At 62.1% G+C, this 21,522-nt stretch carries 20 protein-coding genes; 4 read left to right on the forward strand and 16 right to left on the reverse strand.

The genetic code is table 11. The features are described from left to right. Positions 1–4 precede the first annotated feature (4 nt). Entirely contained in the window at positions 5–541 is a 537-nt protein-coding gene (locus RMN73_RS02730; RefSeq protein WP_309601783.1) for an adenine phosphoribosyltransferase, read from the forward strand. Here the strand turns inward: RMN73_RS02730 and RMN73_RS02735 are convergent. The 6 genes from RMN73_RS02735 to ychF form a co-directional block, all read right to left on the reverse strand. Beyond that, positions 538–990 (reverse strand): MaoC family dehydratase, encoded by a 453-nt coding sequence (locus RMN73_RS02735; RefSeq protein WP_309601784.1) that lies wholly within the window; start codon positions 988–990, stop codon positions 538–540. The two genes, RMN73_RS02730 and RMN73_RS02735, sit on opposite strands and share 4 nt — an antisense overlap. Further along, a complete protein-coding gene (locus RMN73_RS02740; protein ID WP_309601785.1) occupies positions 990–2,411 on the reverse strand; it encodes a sulfotransferase in 1,422 nt (473 codons plus the stop codon). The genes RMN73_RS02735 and RMN73_RS02740 overlap by 1 nt, the downstream gene beginning before the upstream one ends. Further along, positions 2,408–4,204, reverse strand: coding sequence for a sulfotransferase (locus tag RMN73_RS02745; RefSeq protein WP_309601786.1), 1,797 nt, complete (start codon positions 4,202–4,204; stop codon positions 2,408–2,410). The genes RMN73_RS02740 and RMN73_RS02745 overlap by 4 nt, the downstream gene beginning before the upstream one ends. Positions 4,205–4,269: 65 nt before the next feature. After that, positions 4,270–6,687, reverse strand: coding sequence for a TonB-dependent receptor domain-containing protein (locus RMN73_RS02750; protein ID WP_309601787.1), 2,418 nt, complete (start codon positions 6,685–6,687; stop codon positions 4,270–4,272). Positions 6,688–6,776: 89 nt separating this feature from the next. Further along, entirely contained in the window at positions 6,777–8,399 is a 1,623-nt protein-coding gene (locus tag RMN73_RS02755) for a sulfotransferase (RefSeq protein WP_309601788.1), read from the reverse strand. Positions 8,400–8,406: 7 nt separating this feature from the next. Next, positions 8,407–9,507, reverse strand: a complete 1,101-nt coding sequence (ychF, locus tag RMN73_RS02760) for a redox-regulated ATPase YchF (protein ID WP_309601789.1) — start codon at positions 9,505–9,507, stop codon at positions 8,407–8,409. Between the two features lie 294 nt (positions 9,508–9,801). Between ychF and RMN73_RS02765 the strand changes: the two genes are divergently transcribed. Then, complete coding sequence (locus RMN73_RS02765; protein WP_309601790.1) at positions 9,802–11,550, forward strand: diguanylate cyclase; 1,749 nt, start codon at positions 9,802–9,804, stop codon at positions 11,548–11,550. Between the two features lie 3 nt (positions 11,551–11,553). Here RMN73_RS02765 and RMN73_RS02770 read toward each other — a convergent pair whose 3' ends face one another. From RMN73_RS02770 to RMN73_RS02805, 8 genes are all read right to left on the reverse strand, one after another. Further along, positions 11,554–12,153: a TIGR02466 family protein gene (locus tag RMN73_RS02770; RefSeq protein ID WP_309601791.1), complete on the reverse strand. Its 600-nt coding sequence runs from the start codon at positions 12,151–12,153 to the stop codon at positions 11,554–11,556. Then, complete coding sequence (locus RMN73_RS02775; RefSeq protein WP_309601792.1) at positions 12,150–12,662, reverse strand: AAA family ATPase; 513 nt, start codon at positions 12,660–12,662, stop codon at positions 12,150–12,152. The genes RMN73_RS02770 and RMN73_RS02775 overlap by 4 nt, the downstream gene beginning before the upstream one ends. Positions 12,663–12,666: 4 nt before the next feature. Continuing rightward, complete coding sequence (gene pth, locus RMN73_RS02780; protein ID WP_309601793.1) at positions 12,667–13,239, reverse strand: aminoacyl-tRNA hydrolase; 573 nt, start codon at positions 13,237–13,239, stop codon at positions 12,667–12,669. Positions 13,240–13,317: 78 nt separating this feature from the next. Beyond that, complete coding sequence (locus RMN73_RS02785; RefSeq protein ID WP_309601794.1) at positions 13,318–13,995, reverse strand: 50S ribosomal protein L25/general stress protein Ctc; 678 nt, start codon at positions 13,993–13,995, stop codon at positions 13,318–13,320. A gap of 106 nt (positions 13,996–14,101) precedes the next feature. Beyond that, the gene (locus tag RMN73_RS02790) at positions 14,102–14,863 is read right to left on the reverse strand and encodes a TraB/GumN family protein (RefSeq protein ID WP_309601795.1); all 762 of its coding nucleotides are present in this window, start codon (positions 14,861–14,863) and stop codon (positions 14,102–14,104) included. Positions 14,864–15,071: 208 nt separating this feature from the next. Further along, positions 15,072–15,962, reverse strand: coding sequence for a TraB/GumN family protein (locus tag RMN73_RS02795; RefSeq protein ID WP_309601796.1), 891 nt, complete (start codon positions 15,960–15,962; stop codon positions 15,072–15,074). Positions 15,963–15,986: 24 nt separating this feature from the next. Beyond that, positions 15,987–16,655: a hypothetical protein gene (locus RMN73_RS02800; protein WP_309601797.1), complete on the reverse strand. Its 669-nt coding sequence runs from the start codon at positions 16,653–16,655 to the stop codon at positions 15,987–15,989. Next, the gene (locus RMN73_RS02805) at positions 16,655–16,852 is read right to left on the reverse strand and encodes a helix-turn-helix transcriptional regulator (protein WP_309601798.1); all 198 of its coding nucleotides are present in this window, start codon (positions 16,850–16,852) and stop codon (positions 16,655–16,657) included. Before RMN73_RS02805 ends, RMN73_RS02800 begins: the two co-directional genes overlap by 1 nt. Before the next feature lie 127 nt (positions 16,853–16,979). Between RMN73_RS02805 and RMN73_RS02810 the strand changes: the two genes are divergently transcribed. Next, complete coding sequence (locus tag RMN73_RS02810) at positions 16,980–17,846, forward strand: glycine--tRNA ligase subunit alpha (protein ID WP_309601799.1); 867 nt, start codon at positions 16,980–16,982, stop codon at positions 17,844–17,846. Continuing rightward, positions 17,843–19,933 carry a glycine--tRNA ligase subunit beta gene (gene glyS / locus RMN73_RS02815; protein WP_309601800.1) on the forward strand — a complete coding sequence of 697 codons (2,091 nt, stop codon included), beginning with the start codon at positions 17,843–17,845 and terminating at the stop codon, positions 19,931–19,933. The genes RMN73_RS02810 and glyS overlap by 4 nt, the downstream gene beginning before the upstream one ends. Here the strand turns inward: glyS and RMN73_RS02820 are convergent, their stop codons facing one another. Further along, a complete protein-coding gene (locus RMN73_RS02820; RefSeq protein WP_309601801.1) occupies positions 19,934–20,404 on the reverse strand; it encodes a hypothetical protein in 471 nt (156 codons plus the stop codon). It abuts the gene before it with no gap. Positions 20,405–20,529: 125 nt separating this feature from the next. Beyond that, the gene (locus RMN73_RS02825; RefSeq protein ID WP_309601802.1) at positions 20,530–21,516 is read right to left on the reverse strand and encodes a type II secretion system F family protein; all 987 of its coding nucleotides are present in this window, start codon (positions 21,514–21,516) and stop codon (positions 20,530–20,532) included. Positions 21,517–21,522 lie beyond the last annotated feature (6 nt).

Raw genomic sequence — 21,522 nt, forward strand, 5'->3', positions numbered from 1 at the left:
GCACGTGGCCAGCGCCGAGCAACTCAAGGCGCTGGTTCGCACCATCCCCGACTTTCCCAAGCCAGGGATCGAGTTCCGCGACATTACGACTTTATTGCTCGACCGCGTCGGCCTGGCCGGGGCGATCGATGCACTTGCGGCAAGCGTCATTGGGCCAATCGACTTGGTGGCGGCGGTCGAGGCGCGGGGCTTTGCCATCGGCGGCGCACTGGCGGTCAAGCTTGGCGCGGGGCTATTGCTGATCCGCAAGGACGGCAAATTGCCTGGCAAAACGATCGCCGAAGATTACGCACTGGAATATGGCACCGACCGGCTGGCGATGCACATCGATGCCGTAGCGCCTGGCGCGCGGGTGCTGGTGGTCGACGATTTGATCGCGACCGGCGGGACGGCGCTGGCAGCGGTGCGGCTCGTGCGGCGGGCAGGGGGCCTGGTGGTCGGGGCGCGGTTCATCATCGACCTGCCGGACCTGGGCGGGACTGCGGCGCTTGTCGCGGACGGGGTAAACGCGGTCAGTTTGATGGAATTTGAGGGCGATTAGGCTGAGGCGGGCTGCCGCTGCATCAGAACGATCGAGGTGTAGCGCATGACGTCGACGCCGTCCTGGTTGGTGACGATCGTTTCGGTTCGAATGGTGCCGAGCGACGGCTTGGAGCGCGACGGGGTCTTGTCGACGATCATCCCGTGCACAGTGAGGCGGTCGCCGGGATAAACGGGTTTGAGCCAGCGCAATTCGTCGATTCCGGGCGAGCCGAGCCCTGCCTGCGGTTCCTTGCCAAGCGCATCGACGATTACCCGCATGCTCATCGACCCGGTGTGCCAACCCGAGGCCGCGATCTTGCCGAAATGTGTTTTCGCTGCGGCGTCGTCGCTCAGGTGGAACGGCTGCGGGTCAAATTTGTTCGCGAACTCGAGCACCTCTTCGCGGGTTACGTCATAATGGCCGAATTCGCGGCTGCTGCCGACCACCATGTCTTCCCAATAGAGCATCAGTGGTCCTCTTCGCGATATTGGCCGGGGGGCAGGTCCCACCCGGCGAGTGCTGGTCCCAATGCTTGCTTCAATGGCGCAAGCATTGGCTCGACCGCGCGCCACTGATCGACCCCGTCGCGATTGATCGGGCGGCGGACTTGTTCAGCGCTGGGGGTGGCGACGGCGCGGCGATTATTGTGGAAATCGAGGCAGGCGGGATCGAACTCGACGCCGACGTAGGCGAGGAGGGCGCGGACTTGCGGCTCAAAATTGTCGATCAATTGTTCGTTGACGATTCGGTGGATCGCACCGGGATCAACCAGTTCGAAGTGGGTGATCAGCCGGAGATAATCGCGATAGTATCGGCCGATGGTCGCGAGATCGTAAGAGAAGGCTGCCCCGGACCCATAATTCTGCTTGAAGTTGGAAAAGCCGGTGGCGAGCGGATGGCGGCGCGCATCGATGATTCTGGCATTGGGCAGGATGAGGCGGATAAGCCCGATATTGGTCCAGTTGCCGGGCAATTTGTCGATGAAGAATGGTCGGTCGGTGCGGCGATAGGGCGCGGCGCGATGAATATAGGAGTCACCCAAAGCGCGAAGCTGCGCCGGCGAAAGTAGCGCGATCCGATCATACAGGTCGCTGGCGGGCAAGGCCGGATCGACGGCGATCTCGCGGTTGAGATGGGGGATGAGTGGCAGCTCCGAAATGCCCTCGATCAACGGATGACTGGCGAGAATTTGCTCGATCAGGGTCGAGCCCGAACGCTGCAGGCCGACAATGAATATCGGCGCGTTCGAGGACGAGCCCTGGCCCTTGCGCGCCGCCATGAAGTCGGCGGAGAAAGTTGCGATCGAGCGATCGACTTTGGGGGTGAGGATTCCTGCATGCGGCGGGAGTGTCGCCGCGCGAAGGCGGTTGCCGTGCGCATAATGGTCGAATCCAAGGACAATCTGGCCGCGATCCTCAAGCGCCTTGGCGAGCGCAAAATGCAGGGGAATGCGGTCCTGGTCAGCACCGCTGGCGATCGATTCCGTCATCGTCGCGATATCGGCGTCATTGAAGCTGAAGCTCTTCAAGTCGGACAACAGCCACCACGGCTTGCCATAGCCGGGCTGCTTCGTGATCGCCTGACGAAGTGTGGCCACCGCTTGATCGGTACGCCCGAGAATCTTTTGCGCATTGGCCATGCTGACCCACAGGCTGGTCACGTCCGGGTGACTGTCCATCAGCGCCGCGAGCAGCGAAATCTCGCCTTCGTGGTCGCCCAGCCTGCCGAGCAGGTCGGCCTTGTGCGCCATCCATTGAAAATCGCCGTGCGATGCGGCGGGGAATGACTCGAGCCGAGCGAGTGCCTCGCTGAACCGATCCTGCTGGTAGAGCGTCTGTACCGCCAGCCAGCGCGCACCATCGCTATTGTCGGCCGTGGGCTGGGTCACGTCCGCCAATTTTCGAGCGTGTCGCCGAGCGCGGGCTTGAGCGGATCGAGCCATTGTTCAAACATCTGCCACTGGCCGATGCCGTCGCGGTTAATCGGCTTGCGGACCTGGCCCGCGCTGATCGTGCGCACCGCGCGGGCATTGGAGTGGAACGACAGGCATGCGGGGTCGAACGGCACGTCGAGATGGGCGAGCAAGCGGCGCACTTCGCCTTCGACATCATCGACCAGATCATCGTAGATGACGCGGTGGACCAGGCCCGGGGTCACGGCATCGAAATGGCGCATCAGCCGTACGTAATCGGCGTAATAGCGGCCCATCGTCTCCAGCGTGTTCGAATGGTCGAGGCCGCGCGCATAGAGCTGCTTCCAGTTGGAAAAGCAGCATGACATCGGGTCGCGGCGGACATCGATGATCCTGGCGTTGGGCAGGATGGTGTGGATCAACCCGATTTGCATCCAGTTGTTGGGCATCTTGTCGGTGAACAAGGCGCGGTCGGTCGTCCGGCTGATGCGGCTGGTGTCGAGATAGGTTTCGCCGAGGCGGCAGAGCTGATCGGCGTCGAGCGCGGGGAAATAATCCTCGAACCTTTGGTTGGCGCGCGCTGCAGTTTCGCCAAGCTGGCGTACCAGATTGGGGATGTCGTTCAATTCGGCAGTGCCCTCAATCGCCGGATGGCTGGCCAATATCTGTTCGACCAATGTCGAACCCGACCGTTGCATGCCAATGATGAAAATCGGATCGCGCGCCGGTGCGCCGTGGCCAGCGCGGGCGGCGAAGAATGGCGCGGTGAACAAGGCAATATTCCTATCCGTCCATTCGCCGATCATCAGCGGATCATAGGTGGCAATGGTGGTGCGAAGGCGGTTGCCCTCGGCATAATAAGCGAACGACTGTTGCGCTTCGCGGCGATCCTCATAGGCCTTGCCGAGCGCGAAATTGAGCCGGATCAAATTCTGCACCGGCATAGCGGGAACAGCGAGGCCCGCCTCCATCGTCGCAATGTCGGCGTCATCGAACGCGAAGGTCTTGAGGTTGGCGAGGCTCCACCATGAGGTGCCCTCGGCGGGATGCTGGCTGGTGATCGCGCGATACATGGCAATCGCTTCTTCCTCACGCCCGAGCGCACGCAGCACATGGCCGATGCGCAGGCCATAGCGGATCACATGAGGCGCGTTGATAGCAGCAAGTCGCTCGAGGATCGCAAGCTCCTCCTCCAGCCGGCCAAGACCGCTCAGCGCCTCAGCGCGAAGCGACTGGACCGGCTCGGTTCCGGCGATCTCGGGGTCGAGCGAGTCGAGTTCGGCGAGCGCCAGCGCCGGCCGCTTCGACTGGTTGAACAATTCGGCAAGCGCGGTGCGGCTGGCGACCTCATCCGGCGCTTCGGCTACCGCGCGGCGAAGCAAGGGCTCGGCGATTTCAAATTCGCGCAGATTGGCTGCCTGGAGCCCGAGCATCGTCAAAGCCAATACGTCGCTATCGTCGTCGGCAAGCAGGCCGCGGAGCAACGCATGGGCGCGCGCCGCATCGCCCGATTGAAGCGCCTGGGCAGCGGCGCGATGGCCGGGATTGCGGGTCGACGCTTCAAGCGCGCGATGCTCCGCCACGCGGGCGTCGGCCAGCTTGCCAAGCCGCCGCAGCGCGCCGCCAAGCACACGCAGCGTTGCGGGATGATCGGGATTTGCCGCCAGCAGGTTGCGCGCCTGCGCCTCGGCCGCCGCCGGATCGGAGGCGAGTAGCTGCCGCGCCTGCGCAAGCGCGGCCTTGGGGTTGGCAATGATCCTTCGTTGCAAGGGTCGCGTTCCGGTAGGGCTAGGCACTCATGACCGAGCGCCTAGCATGGCCGGACGAAGCGACGCTAGAATTTGCGGCCAATCCGCAGCCCGATGGTGCGCGGGCGAGTCACCGTCGTGTAAATTTTCGGCCCGATGGAAGTTATGCCGTCGGGGTCGCCGCACACGGTTTCGGCACATTGAATGCTCTTCGAGATTTGGCCGCGCGAATCGAACGCATTCTTCATGTACAGGTCGACCGACCACGATCCCTTGTCCAGGCCAGCCGAAAAATCGACTTCGGCATAGGCCTTCATATTGCCGTAGATCTCATTTTCAATCACGCGCAGATCGCGCCGGCGTTTGCCTTCGTAGCTAGCGACGGCCTGAACGTGCGCTTTGAGATCGCTCGACGCATTCCATTCGTAGCGGACCCGGCTGTTGCCCTTGAATTTTGCGGTCAGCGGCAGTTGCGTCCCGCCGGGGGCCAAGAGCTCATTGCCGCCCGGCGCGGAGCAGTCGCTCGGGCCGGTTGCGATGCGGCAGAAATTGTCGAGAATCTTGGCATCGTTATACGAGGCACCGGTGCTCCACGTCAGGCCGGGCGCCAGCTTGAGGAACAAATCGGCTTCGAGACCGCGGATCCGGGCGTCGCCGGCGTTGCGAATCTCGGTCAGGCCATTGGCGCCAAGGAACGACAGTTGGACCGCCTTCCAATCCTCTTGATAAACCGCGAAATTGAAGTGCGACCCGCGACCAAAGCTGATCTTTGCGCCGGCTTCGTAATTGTTGAGGAAATCGGGCTGATAGGGCGGCAAGCTGCCCCGGCGGTTGATCCCGCCAGGACGGAAGCCGCGCGACCATGTGGCATAGAATAGCAAATCGTCATTGGGCTTGTAGGTCAGGTTGAGGCGATGGACGAACCCGTCACCCTTGGTGCGCTTGTCAACATTGTTGCAGGGGCCACCGACGGTCGGTGGACCGAAGAATGAGCAGTTGTAGATCGGGTTCGAGCTATAGCCCGGGCTCCTGAAACCAAAGAAGCCAACCAACGTGTTGTCGAACTTGTACAACCGCCCGCCGCCGGTGATCGTCAGCTTCGGGGTGATGTCGAATGCGACTTCCCCGAACACCGCATAATCGCGATCGACGCGAAACTGGTTGGTCAGCCAAATGTTGCTTTCGGTGGTTGGAACAGTGATCGAATCAGCGATGTTATCGATGATGTAATTTTGTACGATGTGATGAGTTTGACGCTGGTAGAACAGCCCCCCGACGACCCGTAGGCGCTTGTCCGACGGCGAGGTGAAGCGCAATTCATGCGATTGCTTGGTGAACTTGTCGTCGGACTGGATATACTGGTTGGGGTTCACCAGATTGCCGCCATTGTCGTAGAAATAATTGCCGTATCCAGCGAGCGCGTCGTAAAAATAGGCGTAATCGACATAGTCCGACTCGCCTGTCACCTTGCGCTCCATATAGGCACCGGCATAGGTCACGTCGAAATTGCCGATCTTGCCTTGGACGGTCAGCGATCCCTGGGCCCATTTGTCGTCAAACCGCTCGGGATTGAATTGCATCGTCTGCAGATGCTTGAGACCCGATTCCTCGGCAAACGAGCCGTTGGAAACCTGTCGCTGGGCCATGATCTGCGGCGTGATCGTCCAATTATCGTCGAGGTCGATGCGCAGTGCGGCGCGCGCACCATAGGTGTCGACGTCGTTATAATCCTTCTCGACGAACCGCGCGTTGTTGAACACGATCCCCGAGCTCGGGAAGGTCAGGCTGCCGGCAATATTGTCGATGTAGCCCGCGTCATGACGATTCCAGGCGACAATGCGGGCGGCGACGTTGGTGGCGATCGGAATGTTGATGAAGCCTTCGCCGGTGTAGCCGATCCCGCCGTGCGATACGCTGTTCACTTCCAGGTTCACCGCACCATAAAGGCCGCTGAAATCGGGCTTGTTGGTAATGATGCGAACAGTGCCCGCCTGGCTCGACGCGCCGTACAACGTGCCTTGTGGCCCCGCCAGCGCCTCCACCCGGGCAATATCGAACACGTGGATGTCGAGCGCGCCCTGGATCGTGGTGATGGGCTGTTCATCAAGATAGGTGCCGACCGACGGCAGTGACGACGAGTGATTGCCATTCTCGCCCGATGCGACGCCGCGGAAATAGACGTTGCTCGATCCCGGACCGGACGATTTGTAGGACAGCGACGGCACGAGGCGCGCATAGTCATCGAACGAATTCACTTGCAGATCGTCGAGCGTCTTGGTGGTCAACGCCGTGATCGCGATCGGCACGTCCTGCAGATTCTCGCTGCGCTTGGTGGCGGTGATGACGATCGCGTCTTCATCGACGGCAGGCGCAGTCGCCGTGGCGGGCGGGGTCGTTGGCGCGGCGGCTGGTGCATCCTGCGCCATTGCCGGCGCAACCAGCATCGTGGTTGCAAGCAACGCCATCGCGGTGTGGCGGTAATTCGGACTGATTGTGCTGCGCATGTGTCGACCCCTGTTGCCCACCGTGAAGAATGTTGCGGGTTCGTTACAGGGTCAACTCAATTCAGGCTCACAGCATGTCCGGCTGGTCATTAATCGCGCCACTGTTCCCCGAAAGCACCAAGTGCGTGGTTCAGCGGGTCAAGCCAGGCGTCGAACGCGCGATATTGTTCAAGCCCGTCGCGGCTGATCGGGCGGCGCACCTGCTGCGAACTGGGGGTTCGAACCGCGCGCTTATTCTCGTGAAAGGCGAGGCACGCGGGGTCGAACGGAAGGTCGAGAAAATCGAGCATGCGGCGGACCTCATGGTCGGGATCGTCGACCAGATCCTCGTGAATCACGCGGTGGACAAGGCCGGGCTGGACGGCGTCGACGTGGCGCATCAAGCGAACATAGTCGCCATAATAATGGCCGATGTCGGCAAGGTCGTAAGCGAAATTCTGGCCGCGGGCGTAATGCTGTTTGAAGTTGGAAAAACCGCACGCGAGCGGATGTCGACGGGCATCGATGATCTTTGCATTGGGCAGGATCAGCCGGATCAGCCCGACATGCGCCCAATTGTTGGGCAATTTGTCGATGAACTGCGGGCGATCGGTGATCCGCTGAACCTGCGCGCAGTCGAGATATTCCTCGCCCAACGCGCGCGGCTCGGCCGGGTCAAGGTCGGCGAGGCAATCAGGATATTCGCGCGACTTGCCGCCCAGCCGCCGCGCCATAAGCGGGATGTCGGGCAATTCGCCGGTTCCCTCGATCGCCGGGTGGCTGGCGAGGATCTGCTCGATCAGGGTCGACCCCACACGCGGCATGCCGAGGATGAAGATTGGCGCAGAGGAGGGGCTGCCCTGGTCGGCGCGCGCGGCGAAGAAACCGGGTGTGAACAAGGCGATTGAGCGGTCGACATGATCGCGGATCGTCGCCGGATCATAGCCAATCTCGGCGCGGCGAAGCGCATTGCCGGTAGCGTAATGCGCGAAGCTGGCGTCGAATCTCTTGCGATCTTCGAGCGCCTTGCCGAGCGCGAAGTTAAGGTGGAAGCGGTCGTCGATATCGAGGTCAGGCAAAGCGAGCGCGCCCTCCATCGCGGCAATATCGCCGTCGTCAAAGCGGATCGTCTTCAAATTGGCGAGGCTCCACCACACTTCGCCGAGGCTTGGCTGGATGGCGATCGCGCGGCGGTAGGCGGCGACGCTGTCGTCGAGCTGGCCAACGGTCTTGAGAATGTGGCCGTAGCTCATCCACAATTTGGGCTCGTCGGGGCGCTGGTCGAGGATCGTTCGGTAGAGCGCCAATGCTTCATCATGCCCGCCGATCCGGCCCAGGGCGGCGGCCTTGAGGCTGGTGTGGCCGAGATGCGCCGCGCCCTCACGCTCGATCGTTTCAAGCTCGGCAATCGCCTCGGCCGCGCGATTCTGTTTGTAGAGGACATTGGCGAGATTGGCGCGCGCGGCGGAGAACGCCGGGGCTAGCTCCAGCGCGCGGCGGAGAAGGTTTTCGGAATCGACCAGCCGTCCAATTCGCGCCGCAAGCTCGGCCATCATGCGGATCGCGGCGACATTGGTCGGGTCGCGCTTGAGGTAGGGGCGCAGCAGGCTTTCGGCGACCGGCAAATCATTGGTCGCAAGCGCCGTGCCGGCACGAAGCAATTCGGGATCGCGCGACGCAGCCGCAAGCACCTTCGCGAAATTGACCTGATCGCTCGTCGGGCGGGCGGTCATACGCGGGTCAAACGTTGAACTTGAAGTGGAGCACGTCGCCGTCCTTGACGACATATTCCTTGCCTTCCTGGCGCAACTTGCCCGCATCGCGCGCGCCGCTTTCACCATTCAGCGCGACATAATCGTCGTATGCGATGGTCTCGCCGCGGATGAAGCCGCGTTCGAAATCGCTGTGGATCGCGCCCGCCGCCTGCGGGGCTTTCGAGCCTTTTTCGACCGTCCACGCGCGGGCTTCCTTGGGACCGACGGTGAAGAAAGTGATCAGATGGAGGAGATCGTAACCCGAGCGGATGACGCGGGCGAGGCCAGTTTCGTGTAAGCCCATTTCCTCGAGGAAGGCGAGGCGCTCGCCCATGTCCATTTCGACGAGATCGCTCTCGATCGCGGCCGAGACGACAACGGCATTGGCTCCCTCGGCTTTGGCCTTGGCGAACACCGCTTCGGATAACGCATTGCCGCCCGCTGCGTCATCCTCGTTGACGTTGCAGACGTAGAGCACCGGCTTGGCGGTGATCAGCTGGGCCTGCGCGAACAGCCGTTCCTCCTCCTCGTCTTTGGGGACCGTGAGCCGCGCGGGCTTGCCCTCACGCAGCAGGTCGAGTGCCTGGCCAAGGACCGAAGCGGCGATCTTCGCTTCCTTGTCGCCCTGCGTGCCTTTCTTGGCGAGCGCTGGGACGCGCTTCTCGAGGCTTTCGAGGTCGCTGAGCAGTAATTCGGTCTCGACCACTTCGGCGTCTGCGATCGGATCGACCTTGTTGGCGACGTGCTGGATGTCGTCATTCTCGAAACAGCGCAGGACGTGGACGATCGCGTCAACTTCGCGGATGTTGCCGAGGAACTGGTTGCCCAGCCCTTCGCCCTGCGACGCGCCCTTCACCAGCCCGGCAATGTCCACAAATGCCAGCTGGGTCGGGATGATCTTGGCCGATCCGGCGATTTTGGCGAGCGTGTCGAGCCGGGCATCGGGAACCGACACCTGGCCAACGTTGGGTTCGATCGTGCAGAACGGATAATTGGCCGCCTGCGCCGCCTGCGTTTCGGTCAGCGCGTTGAACAGGGTCGACTTGCCGACATTTGGCAGGCCGACGATACCGCATTTGAAGCCCATGACGTGATGTTTCCGCGAAGGGGAGGGAGTTGCCAGCGCGATAGTGTCGTGCGCGCCTTCTGGCCAGCCCTGATGGGAGTGATCACATGCGGATCGTGGCACTGGTGGCGGGATTGATGGTCGTCGAGGGCACGCTCAAGTTCGACCGGGCTATTACGGCGATGCTGTCGAAGCCGCTGCCCGATTATTGAAATCGATGCCTTGGCCTGGGATGTCCACCGCCCGATTAATCCAATCCGAAACGGACTTTGTCGCAAGCTCGCCCTAACGGTCGGCGGGTGAATGTTGCTCGCGATGACAATCTCGCGTTTCCTTCCGCCAGCATTGCTCGGCTGCTGCTATTTTGTAGCTGCGGTTGCTGCTGTCCTGTTGACCCGGTTCGATGGCGGCGTGGCCTATCTGTGGTTGGCGACATCTATCCTAACCGCCGACTTGATGATGCGACCCCGGCGCGCATGGCTGTGGTCGATCATTCCCTGCGTCATCGCCAGCATGATCGTGACGGGATGTTTCGGGCTTGGTTGGGTGATGGCGCTCCCGTTTGCGGCGGCTAACGTGATCGAGGCGGTCCTTGCGGCCTGGCTGTTTCGAAAATTTGCCGATCCGCGACGTCCGCTCGGGTCCTTGTCCTGGCTAATGCACTTCGTAGCATCGGTCGGGATTGCGGGGCCGTTCGTGGCGGGCTTGCTGGCGGCGGTCGCGGCGTCGTCGATCGGGCTGCCGATCGGGCGGACGTTCATGACCTTCGTACTCGGGCATGCGCTTGGCGGCGTGACCTTTACGCCGATTGCCTTGCTGCTCACGCGGACCAATCGCAAGGCGATGCTTGACGAGCTTCGCCGGCGCAACATTGCGGAAACCGTTGCCTTGCTGATGCTTGCCATCGTCGTCAGCACCTATGTTTTTGGCCAGCAAAGTTACCCGCTGCTCTTCATTCCGATTCTGCCGATAATCCTGATCGCCTTTCGTGTCGGACGCGCCGGCGTGGCGATTTCGATCGCGATGCTGGCGATGGTCGGCGGCCTGTCGACCGCGAGTGGGCAGGGGCCGATGCAGTTGATCAACGCCTCCTTCGGCCAGCAGATGCAATTCTTCCAATTCTATCTCGCCGCAACCGTGTTGACCCTGCTGCCGGTCACCGCCGACCTTGAGAATCGCGCCCGACTGCATGCCAAATTGCGCAAAAGCGAAAGCGGCTATCGGATGATCGCCGAGCATTGCTCCGACATCATCTTCAATCTCAAGATCGATGGCACCATTCGCTATGCATCCCCGTCCTGTCGCCAGATTGGCTATGAGTCCGCTCAACTTGTCGGTGGCAATTGTTCAATGCTGATTGCGCCCGAGCATCTGGCCGATGCCACAGCATCGCATCTCCGGTCGCTCGAGATGGGCGGCGAAACCAATCGATTTGAATATCTTGCGGTTACTGCCTCGGGCGAGCAGCGGTGGCATGAAACCCACGCCCGGCTGATCATCGACGATAATGGTCGGCCCGAAGGTATTTTAAGCATCGTGCGCGACATTCACGCGCAAAAGGCAGTCCAGCGGCGGCTGAGCGACGCGGCCCTGGTGGACTCGTTAACCGGGCTGAACAATCGCCTCGCTTATCGCGAGGTGGTCGAGCGACGGCTTAAGGCGGGTGAAACCGGCGCGTGCGTCGCGATGCTCGACATCGATCATTTCAAGCAGGTGAATGATCGTTTCGGTCATTCGGCGGGTGACATCGTCCTGCGTGGCTTTGCCGATGTGGCGCGGCAGATCATTCGCGACGGCGACATGGTGGCGCGGATCGGGGGCGAGGAATTCGCCTTTTTCTTCCCCAACACCGCGCTTCCTCAGGCACTGGCGATTTGCGACCGGTTACGTAATGAATTGAGCGCAACGATTTTCCGTGCCGGAACCTCGTCTATCAACGTCACCGTCAGCGGCGGCGTAGCCGAACTGGGCACTGACGGAATCGACCAGGCATTGAAGATCGCCGACATGGCATTGTATCGCGCCAAGCAGGCCGGACGGAACCAGCTCGCGCTTGCCGCCTGACCCTCAGGCGAAATTGAAGCTGATGCTCAGTCGTTCGCCCTTGGATTTGCCGGGCAACACTTCGTGGCGGATGAAGCTTTCCCACAGCAACAGCATGCCGGGTTCGGGGTCGACCGTGACAAAGGCGCGCAGCGGTTCGGGTGCGTCGGGCAGGCGCTGGGGAGCGGCCATCATCATGGCGAGGCGGGGATCCTCGAACCGGATCGCGCCGGAGTTGGCGGGCGCCTCGACGTAAAAGGTGCCCGAGATGATGCTATGGGGGTGGATGTGCGCCGAATGATGGCCGCCGCCCTTGAGCAAATTGACCCACAAGCTGTCGAGTTTGGGTTTGCGACCAAGATCGAAGGCGCAGTCGGCCGCGAAGGCGGCGGCGTGTTTGCCGAGCAGTTTCGCCAGATCGCCGATCACCGGATCGCGGCGTGGGAGATCGTCGAGCGAGGCGTAGCTGGTGTAGCCGGGATAATGATGGTCGCGGCTCCACCCGACGCCCGCGCGGTCATCGATGCTCAAGGTGCGAATCGAATGAGCAAGTTCGTCGAGCAATGTCGGATCGGCGATCTCGGCCTGGTAAAGTTGCGTGACGAAGAGATTGCGAGAGGTCATGATCTGCTCGATTCCACTCTCTTGAGCCATGCGGCAAGCGCTTTCGGATTGGGGAGTCGGATGATCTTATGCTCGTGGCCCTTGAGCTTGGCCTCTGTGCGCGGGCGCGGGCCAAGGTTCCAAGTCAGCAAATAGACGAAGAATGACACGTCGAACCGCTCGGGGCAGCCGTCGGGCATGTCGGGGCGCGACCGACCGCGGTGGGTAGCGATCCGCCGCCCCAGTCGCCACAGGCAAAGCCATATCGGGAAGTCGAGATAGACGATGGTGTCGGCGCGCGGCAGGCGCTCGTCGAGCGTGCCGCCGTAATTGCCGTCGATCAGCCAGCGGTCGGTGACGGCGATGGCGCGCAATTTTTCGCGCAGCTCATCCTTCGTGCTCTCGACCCAGCCCGACTTCCAATTGAGCTGGTCGATATGAAACAGCGGCAGGCCAAGCCGCCGTGCGAGCATCGTCGCCAAGGTCGATTTGCCGGAGCCGCACGGCCCGATGACCAGTACGCGCCGCATGGTTTCAGTCGTGCTGCTGCCGCAATGCGACATCGCTCATGAATCGGGCGTCATCGCCGGCCGCGAGCCACTCGGCCTCGGCGGCGATGGCACCGAGCAAATCGGACAGCGCGTCCATTTCGCTCTTGGCGTAATTGCCGAGCACGTAATTGGTGACCTTGGCCTTGTCGCCGGGATGGCCAATCCCGATCCGGACGCGGCGAAATTCGGGGCCGAAGGTGGCGTCGATCGAGCGCAGGCCATTGTGCCCGGCAAGCCCGCCGCCGGTGCGGACCTTGACCTTCATTGGTGCCAGATCGAGTTCGTCGTGGAAAACCGTCAGCGAGCTTATGTCCTGCTTGAAGAAATTGAGCGCCTGCTGAATCGCGTCGCCGCTGTCGTTCATGAAGGTTTGCGGCTTCATCAGCAGCACCCGCTCACGGCCGATCCGGCCCTCGGCGATCAGGCTGCGGAATTTCTTCGACCAGGGCGCGAAACCGTAAACTTCGGCGATGATATCGGTCGCCATGAAGCCGACATTGTGGCGGTGGAGCGCATATTGCGTCCCCGGATTGCCCAGACCTGCCCAGATTTGCATGACGCGTCCTTCAAACAAAAACGCCCACCCCGCAAGCAGGATGGGCGCTGATGTTTTGTGCGAAGTGGGAGCGAAGGCTTAGCCTTCGTTGCCACCCTCGGCAGCGTCGCCGCCTTCGGCTTCGCCCTCTTCGCCGACAGTCGGGACGTCGCCGGCGTCGGTCGCGGTGTCGCCCTCTTCGGACTTCATCGCCGACGGGGCGACCAAAGTTGCGATCGTGAAATCGCGATCGTCGATCGCCGCCTTGGCGCCCTTGGGCAAAGTGACGTTGCTGATGTGGATCGAATCGCCAATGTCGAGCCCGGTCAGGTCGATATGCAGCTCATCGGGAATCTCGGCCGCGTCGCAGACCAGCTCGATCTCATGCTGGACAACGTTGAGCACGCCGCCACGCTTGAGGCCCGGCGAAGCTTCTTCATTGTCGAAGCGAACCGGAATAGCGACGGTGACCGTGCTATGCTCGCCGATGCGCAGGAAATCGACGTGGATCGGACGGCTCGATACCGGGTGAAACTGAACGTCCTTCGGCAGCGTGCGGTGGCTTTTGCCACCGGCGTCGATCATCACGATCGTGTTCATGAAGTGGCCGGTCGAGAGCATCTTTGCGAGGCTCTTTTCATCGACGTGGACCGAAAGTGGGGTGTTCTTGTCGCCGTAGATTACGGCGGGCACCCGTCCAGTGCGACGCAGTTCACGGGAGGCTCCCTTGCCATTCCGTTCGCGTTGCTCGGCGGGCAGCGTCAGCTGTTCGCTCATTGTAGCATTCCTTTGGTAATTGCTCCGCCACGCCTCCAGGGATGACCATGGGTGAGCAAGCGCGCGCCTATAGGCAAAGCGGCCGCGACTGGCAAGTTTTGGGCGGCTAGTTGATGCGCGTGGCGCGATAGCCGCGAAGGCTGAGCTGCTGCTGGACACTGTCGCGGCCAATCAAATGGCCGGTCCCGACCGCGACGAACACCGTTCCCGGCTGCTGCATCCGCCGCGCGATCCAGCTGGCCCATTGATTGTTGCGGTCGACGAACAGGCGTTGGTAGGCGGCGGGGGACTGGGCTTCGAGCGTGGTCAGCATGGTGGCGAAGGTGGTGGCATCGCCCGCGCGCCACGCGGTTCGCAGTGCGAGCAGCATATGGCGCGGGTCAGGCTGGGGGCCAGCGAGTCGCTCGGCTGCGGGCAGGCCGGTCAGCATCGTCAGTTGAAAATCAAAGCTTTCCAGCCCGCCGACCGGCTTGCCTCCGGCGCTCGCATACTGGCGCAGCATCATATCGGCGCCGCGCTCGACGGTCATTCCGGCGGTGCGACCGGCCGCTATGATCCGGGCCGGCGCAGCGGCGCCGCTGACTACCGGCTGGCCGACCACCATTGGCGCAATCAGCGAATGGCGCGCGAGTGCGTTGGTGAGCTCGATCGGGTCGGTCGGGACCAATGTCTCGAGCATCAACTGATCCGAGCCTTCGAATGCGGCACGGACATCGCGCCCGAACCAGTCGGTGCGATCGTCGAGCGCGTGGAAAGTGCCGAACAGATAGATGGTCGTGTCACGGTCGCTGAGCACCCACAAGGCGGGCTGGACCGCGCGCTGCGCGGCGGGTTTGACGGCAAGCGAGGGGCGGGCGGCGAGCGGCACTGCAACGACCATCGCACACAGCAGCAGCGCCGCAATCGAGAGGCCAGTCGTGGATCGGACGCCGGGCGCCCTTGGCGAACAAAGTCGTTTCGGCACGTTGACCCCCCCGGGTTAGTGCATCGACAATCTGTTCACACAAGGTCGCCCAGTCAACTTGAGAAACGGTTAAGTTGTGACCACAAATCAACAGTTTCGTTGATTATTTCACTTATTGGACGCGCTTTACCTTGTAGCCGCTCCGTTCGAGCATGCTGATGACCGAATCGCTGCCCGCCAAATGTCCGGCGCCAACCGCCACGAACACCGTGCCAGGTTGCAGCATCCGGCGCTGGACCCAGCCATTCCAATTGGCGTTGCGCTTGCGCAGCAGATTTTCGCGAAGCTCGGGCGAATCCTTCAGCTCGCGGTTGAAGCTGTCGCCCATCGCCTTGACGTCGCCGCGGGTCCAGACACTGAGCATCTCGGTGAACATGGCGCGGCCTTTGGCGGGATCGTCGGTCACACTTTCGAGGAACTTGCGCTGCGCCGCCTCGGGCAGGGTATCGAAGAAGCCGAATTGCTCAGCATTGGTTTCAAGCTGGTCGATCGACTTGGCGGCAGTCTTAAATTCGCTGCGCAGCGCGGTTTCGACGCCCGAGCTGGGTTCCAGCCCGAGATCCTTGAAGGTCACGCCAAGCAGGATCATCCCGCCAGCCCAGGTCTCGAGCTTGTCGAGCACCCCGGCGGGCATCCCCGAGCGCGCGATCATCGCTGCCAGCGCGGGCCGCTTGTCGGGCGTCACGCGGTCGAGGATCGGGGGCAGATTGGGGCTGACCGCAAGCTTCATCATCGCCCCGATCGCAGCTGCCGGATTGGCTTCGTCGATGATTGTTTCAACCACCAGGGTGGAGGAGCTTGCCGCCGCCTGATTGAACTTGGCGGTGCGCCATTCGGTGCCCTTGGGCAACAAATGGATGGTGCCGAACAGATAGATGGTGGTGTCCTTGTCGGCCACCTTCCACAGCGCCGGCTTGGCGGCCGGTGCCTTGGCGGCGAGCGGGGTCAAGGCGGCCGAAGCGGCGGCAAAGACGGCGACGGTGCGGGTGAGGATTTTACGCATTAGACACTCCTAGGGTGGGAAAGATCAACGGAACTTGAACAAGGCCCAGACGATCGCCTGGATGATGCAGGAAAACAGGATGAGCAGTAGCGCGATGCCAATGGTCAGCGCGGGGATCAGGCCGCCGCGCTGAAGTAGCCAGTGCAGCGGAAAGACGAGGGCCAGGAAGTAAAATGCGACGGTCGAGCCCCACAGATAGGCCCGCTCCTCATGGTCATCGATGGTGCGGTGATAAATAATCGCCGAAATGACCAGCAGGATGCCGAGTAGCAGCGACGCGACAATCGCGGTCAACGGGGCGATCGGCGAGTTGCTCAGCACCAGCGAAAATCCGTCGCCCTGGTCGCTCAGCCCGAGCATCGCCAGCCCGATTCCGACCGGCATGCCGAGCGCGGCAACCACTGCCCACATCTTCCAGTAACGGCGATCGAAACCGCTCATCGTCTGGGGCTTGAGCGAGCGAATGAGCGTGGCCAGGACCCAGCCGACGACCGCGACCAGACCGATCATGGCGGCGAAGATGATGTAGGCGATTGGCTTGGTCGGCAGCCGGCCATCTTCGACGACCGCATAGCTGAAACCCGCAATCATCCCGAGCGCGAACAGGCCAAAGATCGAGGCCAGCACGATTAATGTGACACGGGTTGTCGATCCCAGGCGATCGGCCCAGCCGTCATTGGCGCGCACGTTCATCACTCCACTCCATCCAGAAAAATCTGCTCGATCGACTGTTCGAATAATCGTGCGACCTTGAAGGCGAGCGGCAGCGACGGATCATATTTGCCGGTTTCGATCGCGTTGACCGCCTGGCGCGACACGTCGAGATGCCCGGCCAGCTCCGCCTGGCTCCAACCGCGTTCGGCGCGCAATATTCTCAGGCGATTTTCCAACTGTCAGCCAAGCCTTACCAAATGTCAGTCAAACCTTACATAGCGAGTGGCGGGGCGATGTCAACAAGACCTTACATCGATCCGCGTGGCTTGACCCCTTCGAGCGCCGCACTCTAGGGCGTTAGGCGTGGCAGACGCGCTTTCCTTCCAGGATTTGATCCTTACCCTCCACCGCTATTGGGGGGATCGCGATTGCGTTATCCTGCAGCCGTATGATCTGGAGATGGGGGCGGGGACGTTTCATCCGGCGACGGTGCTGCGTGCGCTCGGGCCCGATCCGTGGAACTGTGCCTATGTCCAGCCGTGCCGCCGCCCGACCGATGGCCGCTATGGCGAGAACCCCAATCGCCTCGGCGCTTATTATCAATATCAGGTGATGCTGAAGCCGAGCCCGCCCGACCTCCAGCAGCTGTATCTCGGGAGCCTCGACGCGATCGGGATCGATCCGCTCAAGCATGACATTCGCTTTGTCGAGGATGATTGGGAAAGCCCAACCCTGGGCGCGTGGGGCCTGGGGTGGGAAGTGTGGTGCGACGGGATGGAAGTGACCCAATTCACTTACTTCCAGCAAGTTGGAGGCTATGATTGCAAGCCGGTCGCGGGGGAATTGACCTACGGGCTCGAGCGGCTGGCGATGTACATCCAGGGCGTCGACAATGTGTTCGACCTGAAGTTCAACAATGCCGGCGTGAGCTATGGCGACGTGTTCCTCGACAATGAGCAGCAGATGTCGAAATGGCATTTCGAAGTGGCCGATACGGCGGCGTTGTTCGAGGCGTTCAAGATGGCTGCGGCGGAGGCGGAGAATAGCCTGAAGGCCGGGGTCCCGATCGCGGCCTATGAGCAGGCGATCAAGGCCAGCCACATCTTCAACACGCTGCAGGCGCGGGGAGTGATCTCGGTCGCCGAGCGGCAGGCGTATATCGGCCGGGTGCGCGACCTGGCGAAGGGCGCCTGCGCCGCGTGGATGGATCATAAGGGGTATGCGGCGTGAGCGCTCCCACCGACTTCTTGCTCGAGCTTCTCTCCGAAGAAATTCCGGCGCGGATGCAGGCCAAGGCGCGCAATGATCTGGCGCGGATGATGGCCGAGTCGCTCGCAGCAGCGGGGCTCAAGCATAACGGGATCACGACTTACTCCACCCCGCGTCGGCTGGCGCTGATCGCGCGCGATCTGCCCGCCGCGACCGAGCCGGTGAGCGAGGAAGTGAAGGGGCCGAAGACCGCCGCGCCACCGCAAGCGCTCGAGGGGTTTTTGCGCAAGACCGGGCTGACGCAGGATCAATTGCAGGATCGCGATGGGGTTTGGTTCGCGGTGATCGACAAGCCGGGGCGCGCCACGGCGGAGGTGCTGGCCGAGACGGTCGCGGCCATCGTCCGCGATTTCGCGTGGCCCAAGTCGATGCGCTGGGGCGCGGCGTCGGCGAGCAGCGCGACGATGCGCTGGGTGCGGCCGTTGCACTCGATCGTGGCGTTGCTTGGCGAGACGATCGTGCCGGTGGCGATCGAGGGCGTGCCATGCGGCGCTTCCACCCTCGGCCACCGTTTCCATCACCCCGGCCCGATCACGATCGGCGGGGCGCATGATTATGTTGCGAAACTGCGCGCCTGCCATGTGCTGGTAGATCACGCCGAGCGCGAGGACATCGTCCGCAAGGGCGCATTGGCGGCGGCGGAAGGCGCGGGGTTCAACCTGGTCGAGGATGAGGGGCTGGTGGTCGAGAATGCCGGGCTGACCGAATGGCCGGTGCCATTGCGCGGCGGGTTCGACGCCGATTATCTCGACGTTCCGCCCGAAGTCATCCAGCTGACAGCGCGCACCAACCAGAAATATTTCGTGATGCGAGATGGGGAGGGGAGGCTCGCGCCGAGCTTCGTCTGCGTGGCGAATATCGATGCGAATGACGGCGGCGCGGCGATCATCGCGGGCAATGAGCGGGTACTTGCCGCGCGGCTGAGCGATGCGCGCTTTTTCTGGAAGAACGACCTCGACGTGAAGCTCGACGTGCAAGCGGAGAGGCTCAAAGACATCGTGTTTCACGAGAAGCTCGGGACGGTTGCAGACAAGGTCGAACGAGTGGCGAAACTGGCCGAGTGGCTGGTTACCGAAGGCATCGTCAAGGGTGCGTCAACAGCCGATGCGCGCCGCGCGGCTGAGTTGTGCAAGGCTGATCTCGTCACCGGGATGGTCGGCGAATTCCCCGAATTGCAGGGCGTGATCGGCGGCTACCTCGCCCGCGCCCAAGGCGAAAATGACGCCGTCGCCGACGCGGTCTGCGATCATTACAAGCCGGTCGGGCAGGGCGATGAAGTCCCGACCGCGCCGGTTACGGTGGCAGTGAGTCTGGCGGATAAGTTGGATACGCTTCTCTCGTTTTTCGACATCAAGCTTTATCCGACAGGTTCAAAAGATCCTTTCGCCCTCCGGCGGGCCGCGATCGGCGCCATTTCCTTGATTCTTGATAACGAGTTGGTCGTGCAAACCGATTTCCCGATCGAGTTTTGGCTTGGCCAATCCGACCCGTCCCAAATCCTCGACGACCGAGCAAGAGATCGGAGGAACTTGCTTACAGTCGTCAGCGAATTTTTGTTGGACAGATTGACGGTTCAACAAAAAGAAATGGGCATTCGTCACGACTTCATCTCCGCTTCCAGGGAGTGGAATTCACGCGGTGACGTGCGCCTTGACCGGGTTGCTAGCCGTGCTGCCGCGCTTCAGGCATTCGTCGAGACCGTCGAAGGCAAAAACCTACTCGCCGGGTACAAGAGGACGACGAATATCTTGAAGAAGGAGCAGTGGGATTCTGCCGCTGCTTCGACCACCAATGTGCTGCCATACGAGGCCGCGCTTGCCGCTGCGCTCGACAATGCCGAGCCGACCGCGACCGCTGCCATCGCCGCTGAAGACTTCACCGCCGCAATGTCCGCATTGGCTTCGCTCCGCGCGCCGATTGATGCATTCTTTGCGTCGGTGATCGTCAATGATCCCGACCCCGCAATCCGCGCGCGGCGGCTGTCTCTGCTCGCGCGGTTCCGCGACGCCGTTCACGCCGTCGCGGATTTCTCGAAGATCGAGGGCTAGTTAGACTTCTTTGCGGTCGTCGACGCCGTCGCCATCGCGGTCGACGTGGTCGTCTTCGCTGTCGTTGATGCCGTCACCATCCTTGTCGCGACCAAGCATCCGGTCGAGGACGCCCGATGGCTTCTTGGTCGCCAGCAAGGGTTCATTGCTGCGATCGCTGGTCACTTCACGGTCAATCACCGGCACGGCGGCTGCCGCTGCAACGGGGGCGGCGACTGGCGCGACGGGGGCCGGGACGGGGGCGACCACGGGGCGATCCCGAAGGGCGGCGGCGTGGAGGCTTTCCTGCTCGCGCCAATCCTTTTCGGCTGCGACATGGCGTGCCTCGAGTTCCTTGCGGCGATCGACTTCGGCGGTGTAGCGGGCCTTCCACTTGCGGCCGCCGCCGGTGAACAGGAACCCGCCGACCAACAGGCCGAGGACGAAGACCAGCGCGTAGATTACCACCTGGTTGGGGTCGAAGTTGAGCATTTGAGCCTCCCTGAACTCTCGTTTCGCACGAACAACCATTGGGTGCGCCATCGCGTTCCCAAACGCAAACCGCCGCCGCTCCGGTTGGAGCGACGGCGGCTTGTTCCCCCCAAGCGCGGTGGCGCTTAAGTCGTGAGGAAGTTGTCGCTGATCGAACAGGCCGCCGGCCCAAGGATCACGACGAACAGGGTCGGAAGGATGAACAGGATCAACGGCACGGTCATGATCGCCGGCAGGCGGGCCGCCTTTTCTTCGGCGCGCATCATCCGCTCGTTGCGGAATTCCGCCGACAGGACGCGCAGTGCCGATGCCAATGGCGTACCGTATTTTTCGGTCTGGATCATGGTCGTGACGACGCCGCGAACCGCATCGAGATCGACCCGGGTGGCGAAGTTTTCAAACGCATGGCGACGCTCGTTCAAGAAGCCGAGCTCGATCGCGGTGAGCCCGAATTCATCGCCCAGCTCGGGATAAGCCTTGCCCAATTCCTTGGCGACGCGGCCAAAGGCGGCGTCGACGGTGAGACCGGCCTCGGCGCAGATAACGAGCAAATCAAGCGCGTCGGGCAATCCCTTGCGGATCGCATGGCTGCGCTTTTTGACCTTGTTGCCGAGCCACAGATCTGGCGCCTTGTACGAACCGATCAGCGCGACTGCCGTCGCCGCATAGCGCTTGAACGCACCCCAATCGGGCTCGACGTCAAACACGTAGAGCGCGAGGATCACGCCGCCGCCAATCACGAGTGGCATAACGAACTTGGCGAGAATGATGAAATAGGCCAGATCCTTGGCCCGGATGCCGGCCTGGAGCAGGCGCATCTGGGTCTTCTTGATCTGATCGTCCTGAAGCATCTTGAAGCTGGACAGGACCCCGCGCACCTTGTCGGCCGCTTGGTTCTTGTTGGTCAGCTTCTTGCGCTTGTTGGTCGAGGCAACGATGCCCGCCTTCAATTGCTCGCGACGTTCGTTGAGTGCCTTCACGCGGCGCGCCATCGGATCCTTGACCGTGGTCGCTGCGTAAATCGCGGTCAGCACAGCCATCGCGGCGACCGCACTAAGCATGGTCGCAACCCAGATGACGTCAACGCCGAGAATGGTGGGGCCTGCTTGCATCGTCTG

It is taken from the genome of Sphingomonas sp., assembly GCF_031372575.1.
In the GTDB taxonomy this organism is placed as follows: Bacteria; Pseudomonadota; Alphaproteobacteria; order Sphingomonadales; family Sphingomonadaceae; genus Sphingomicrobium.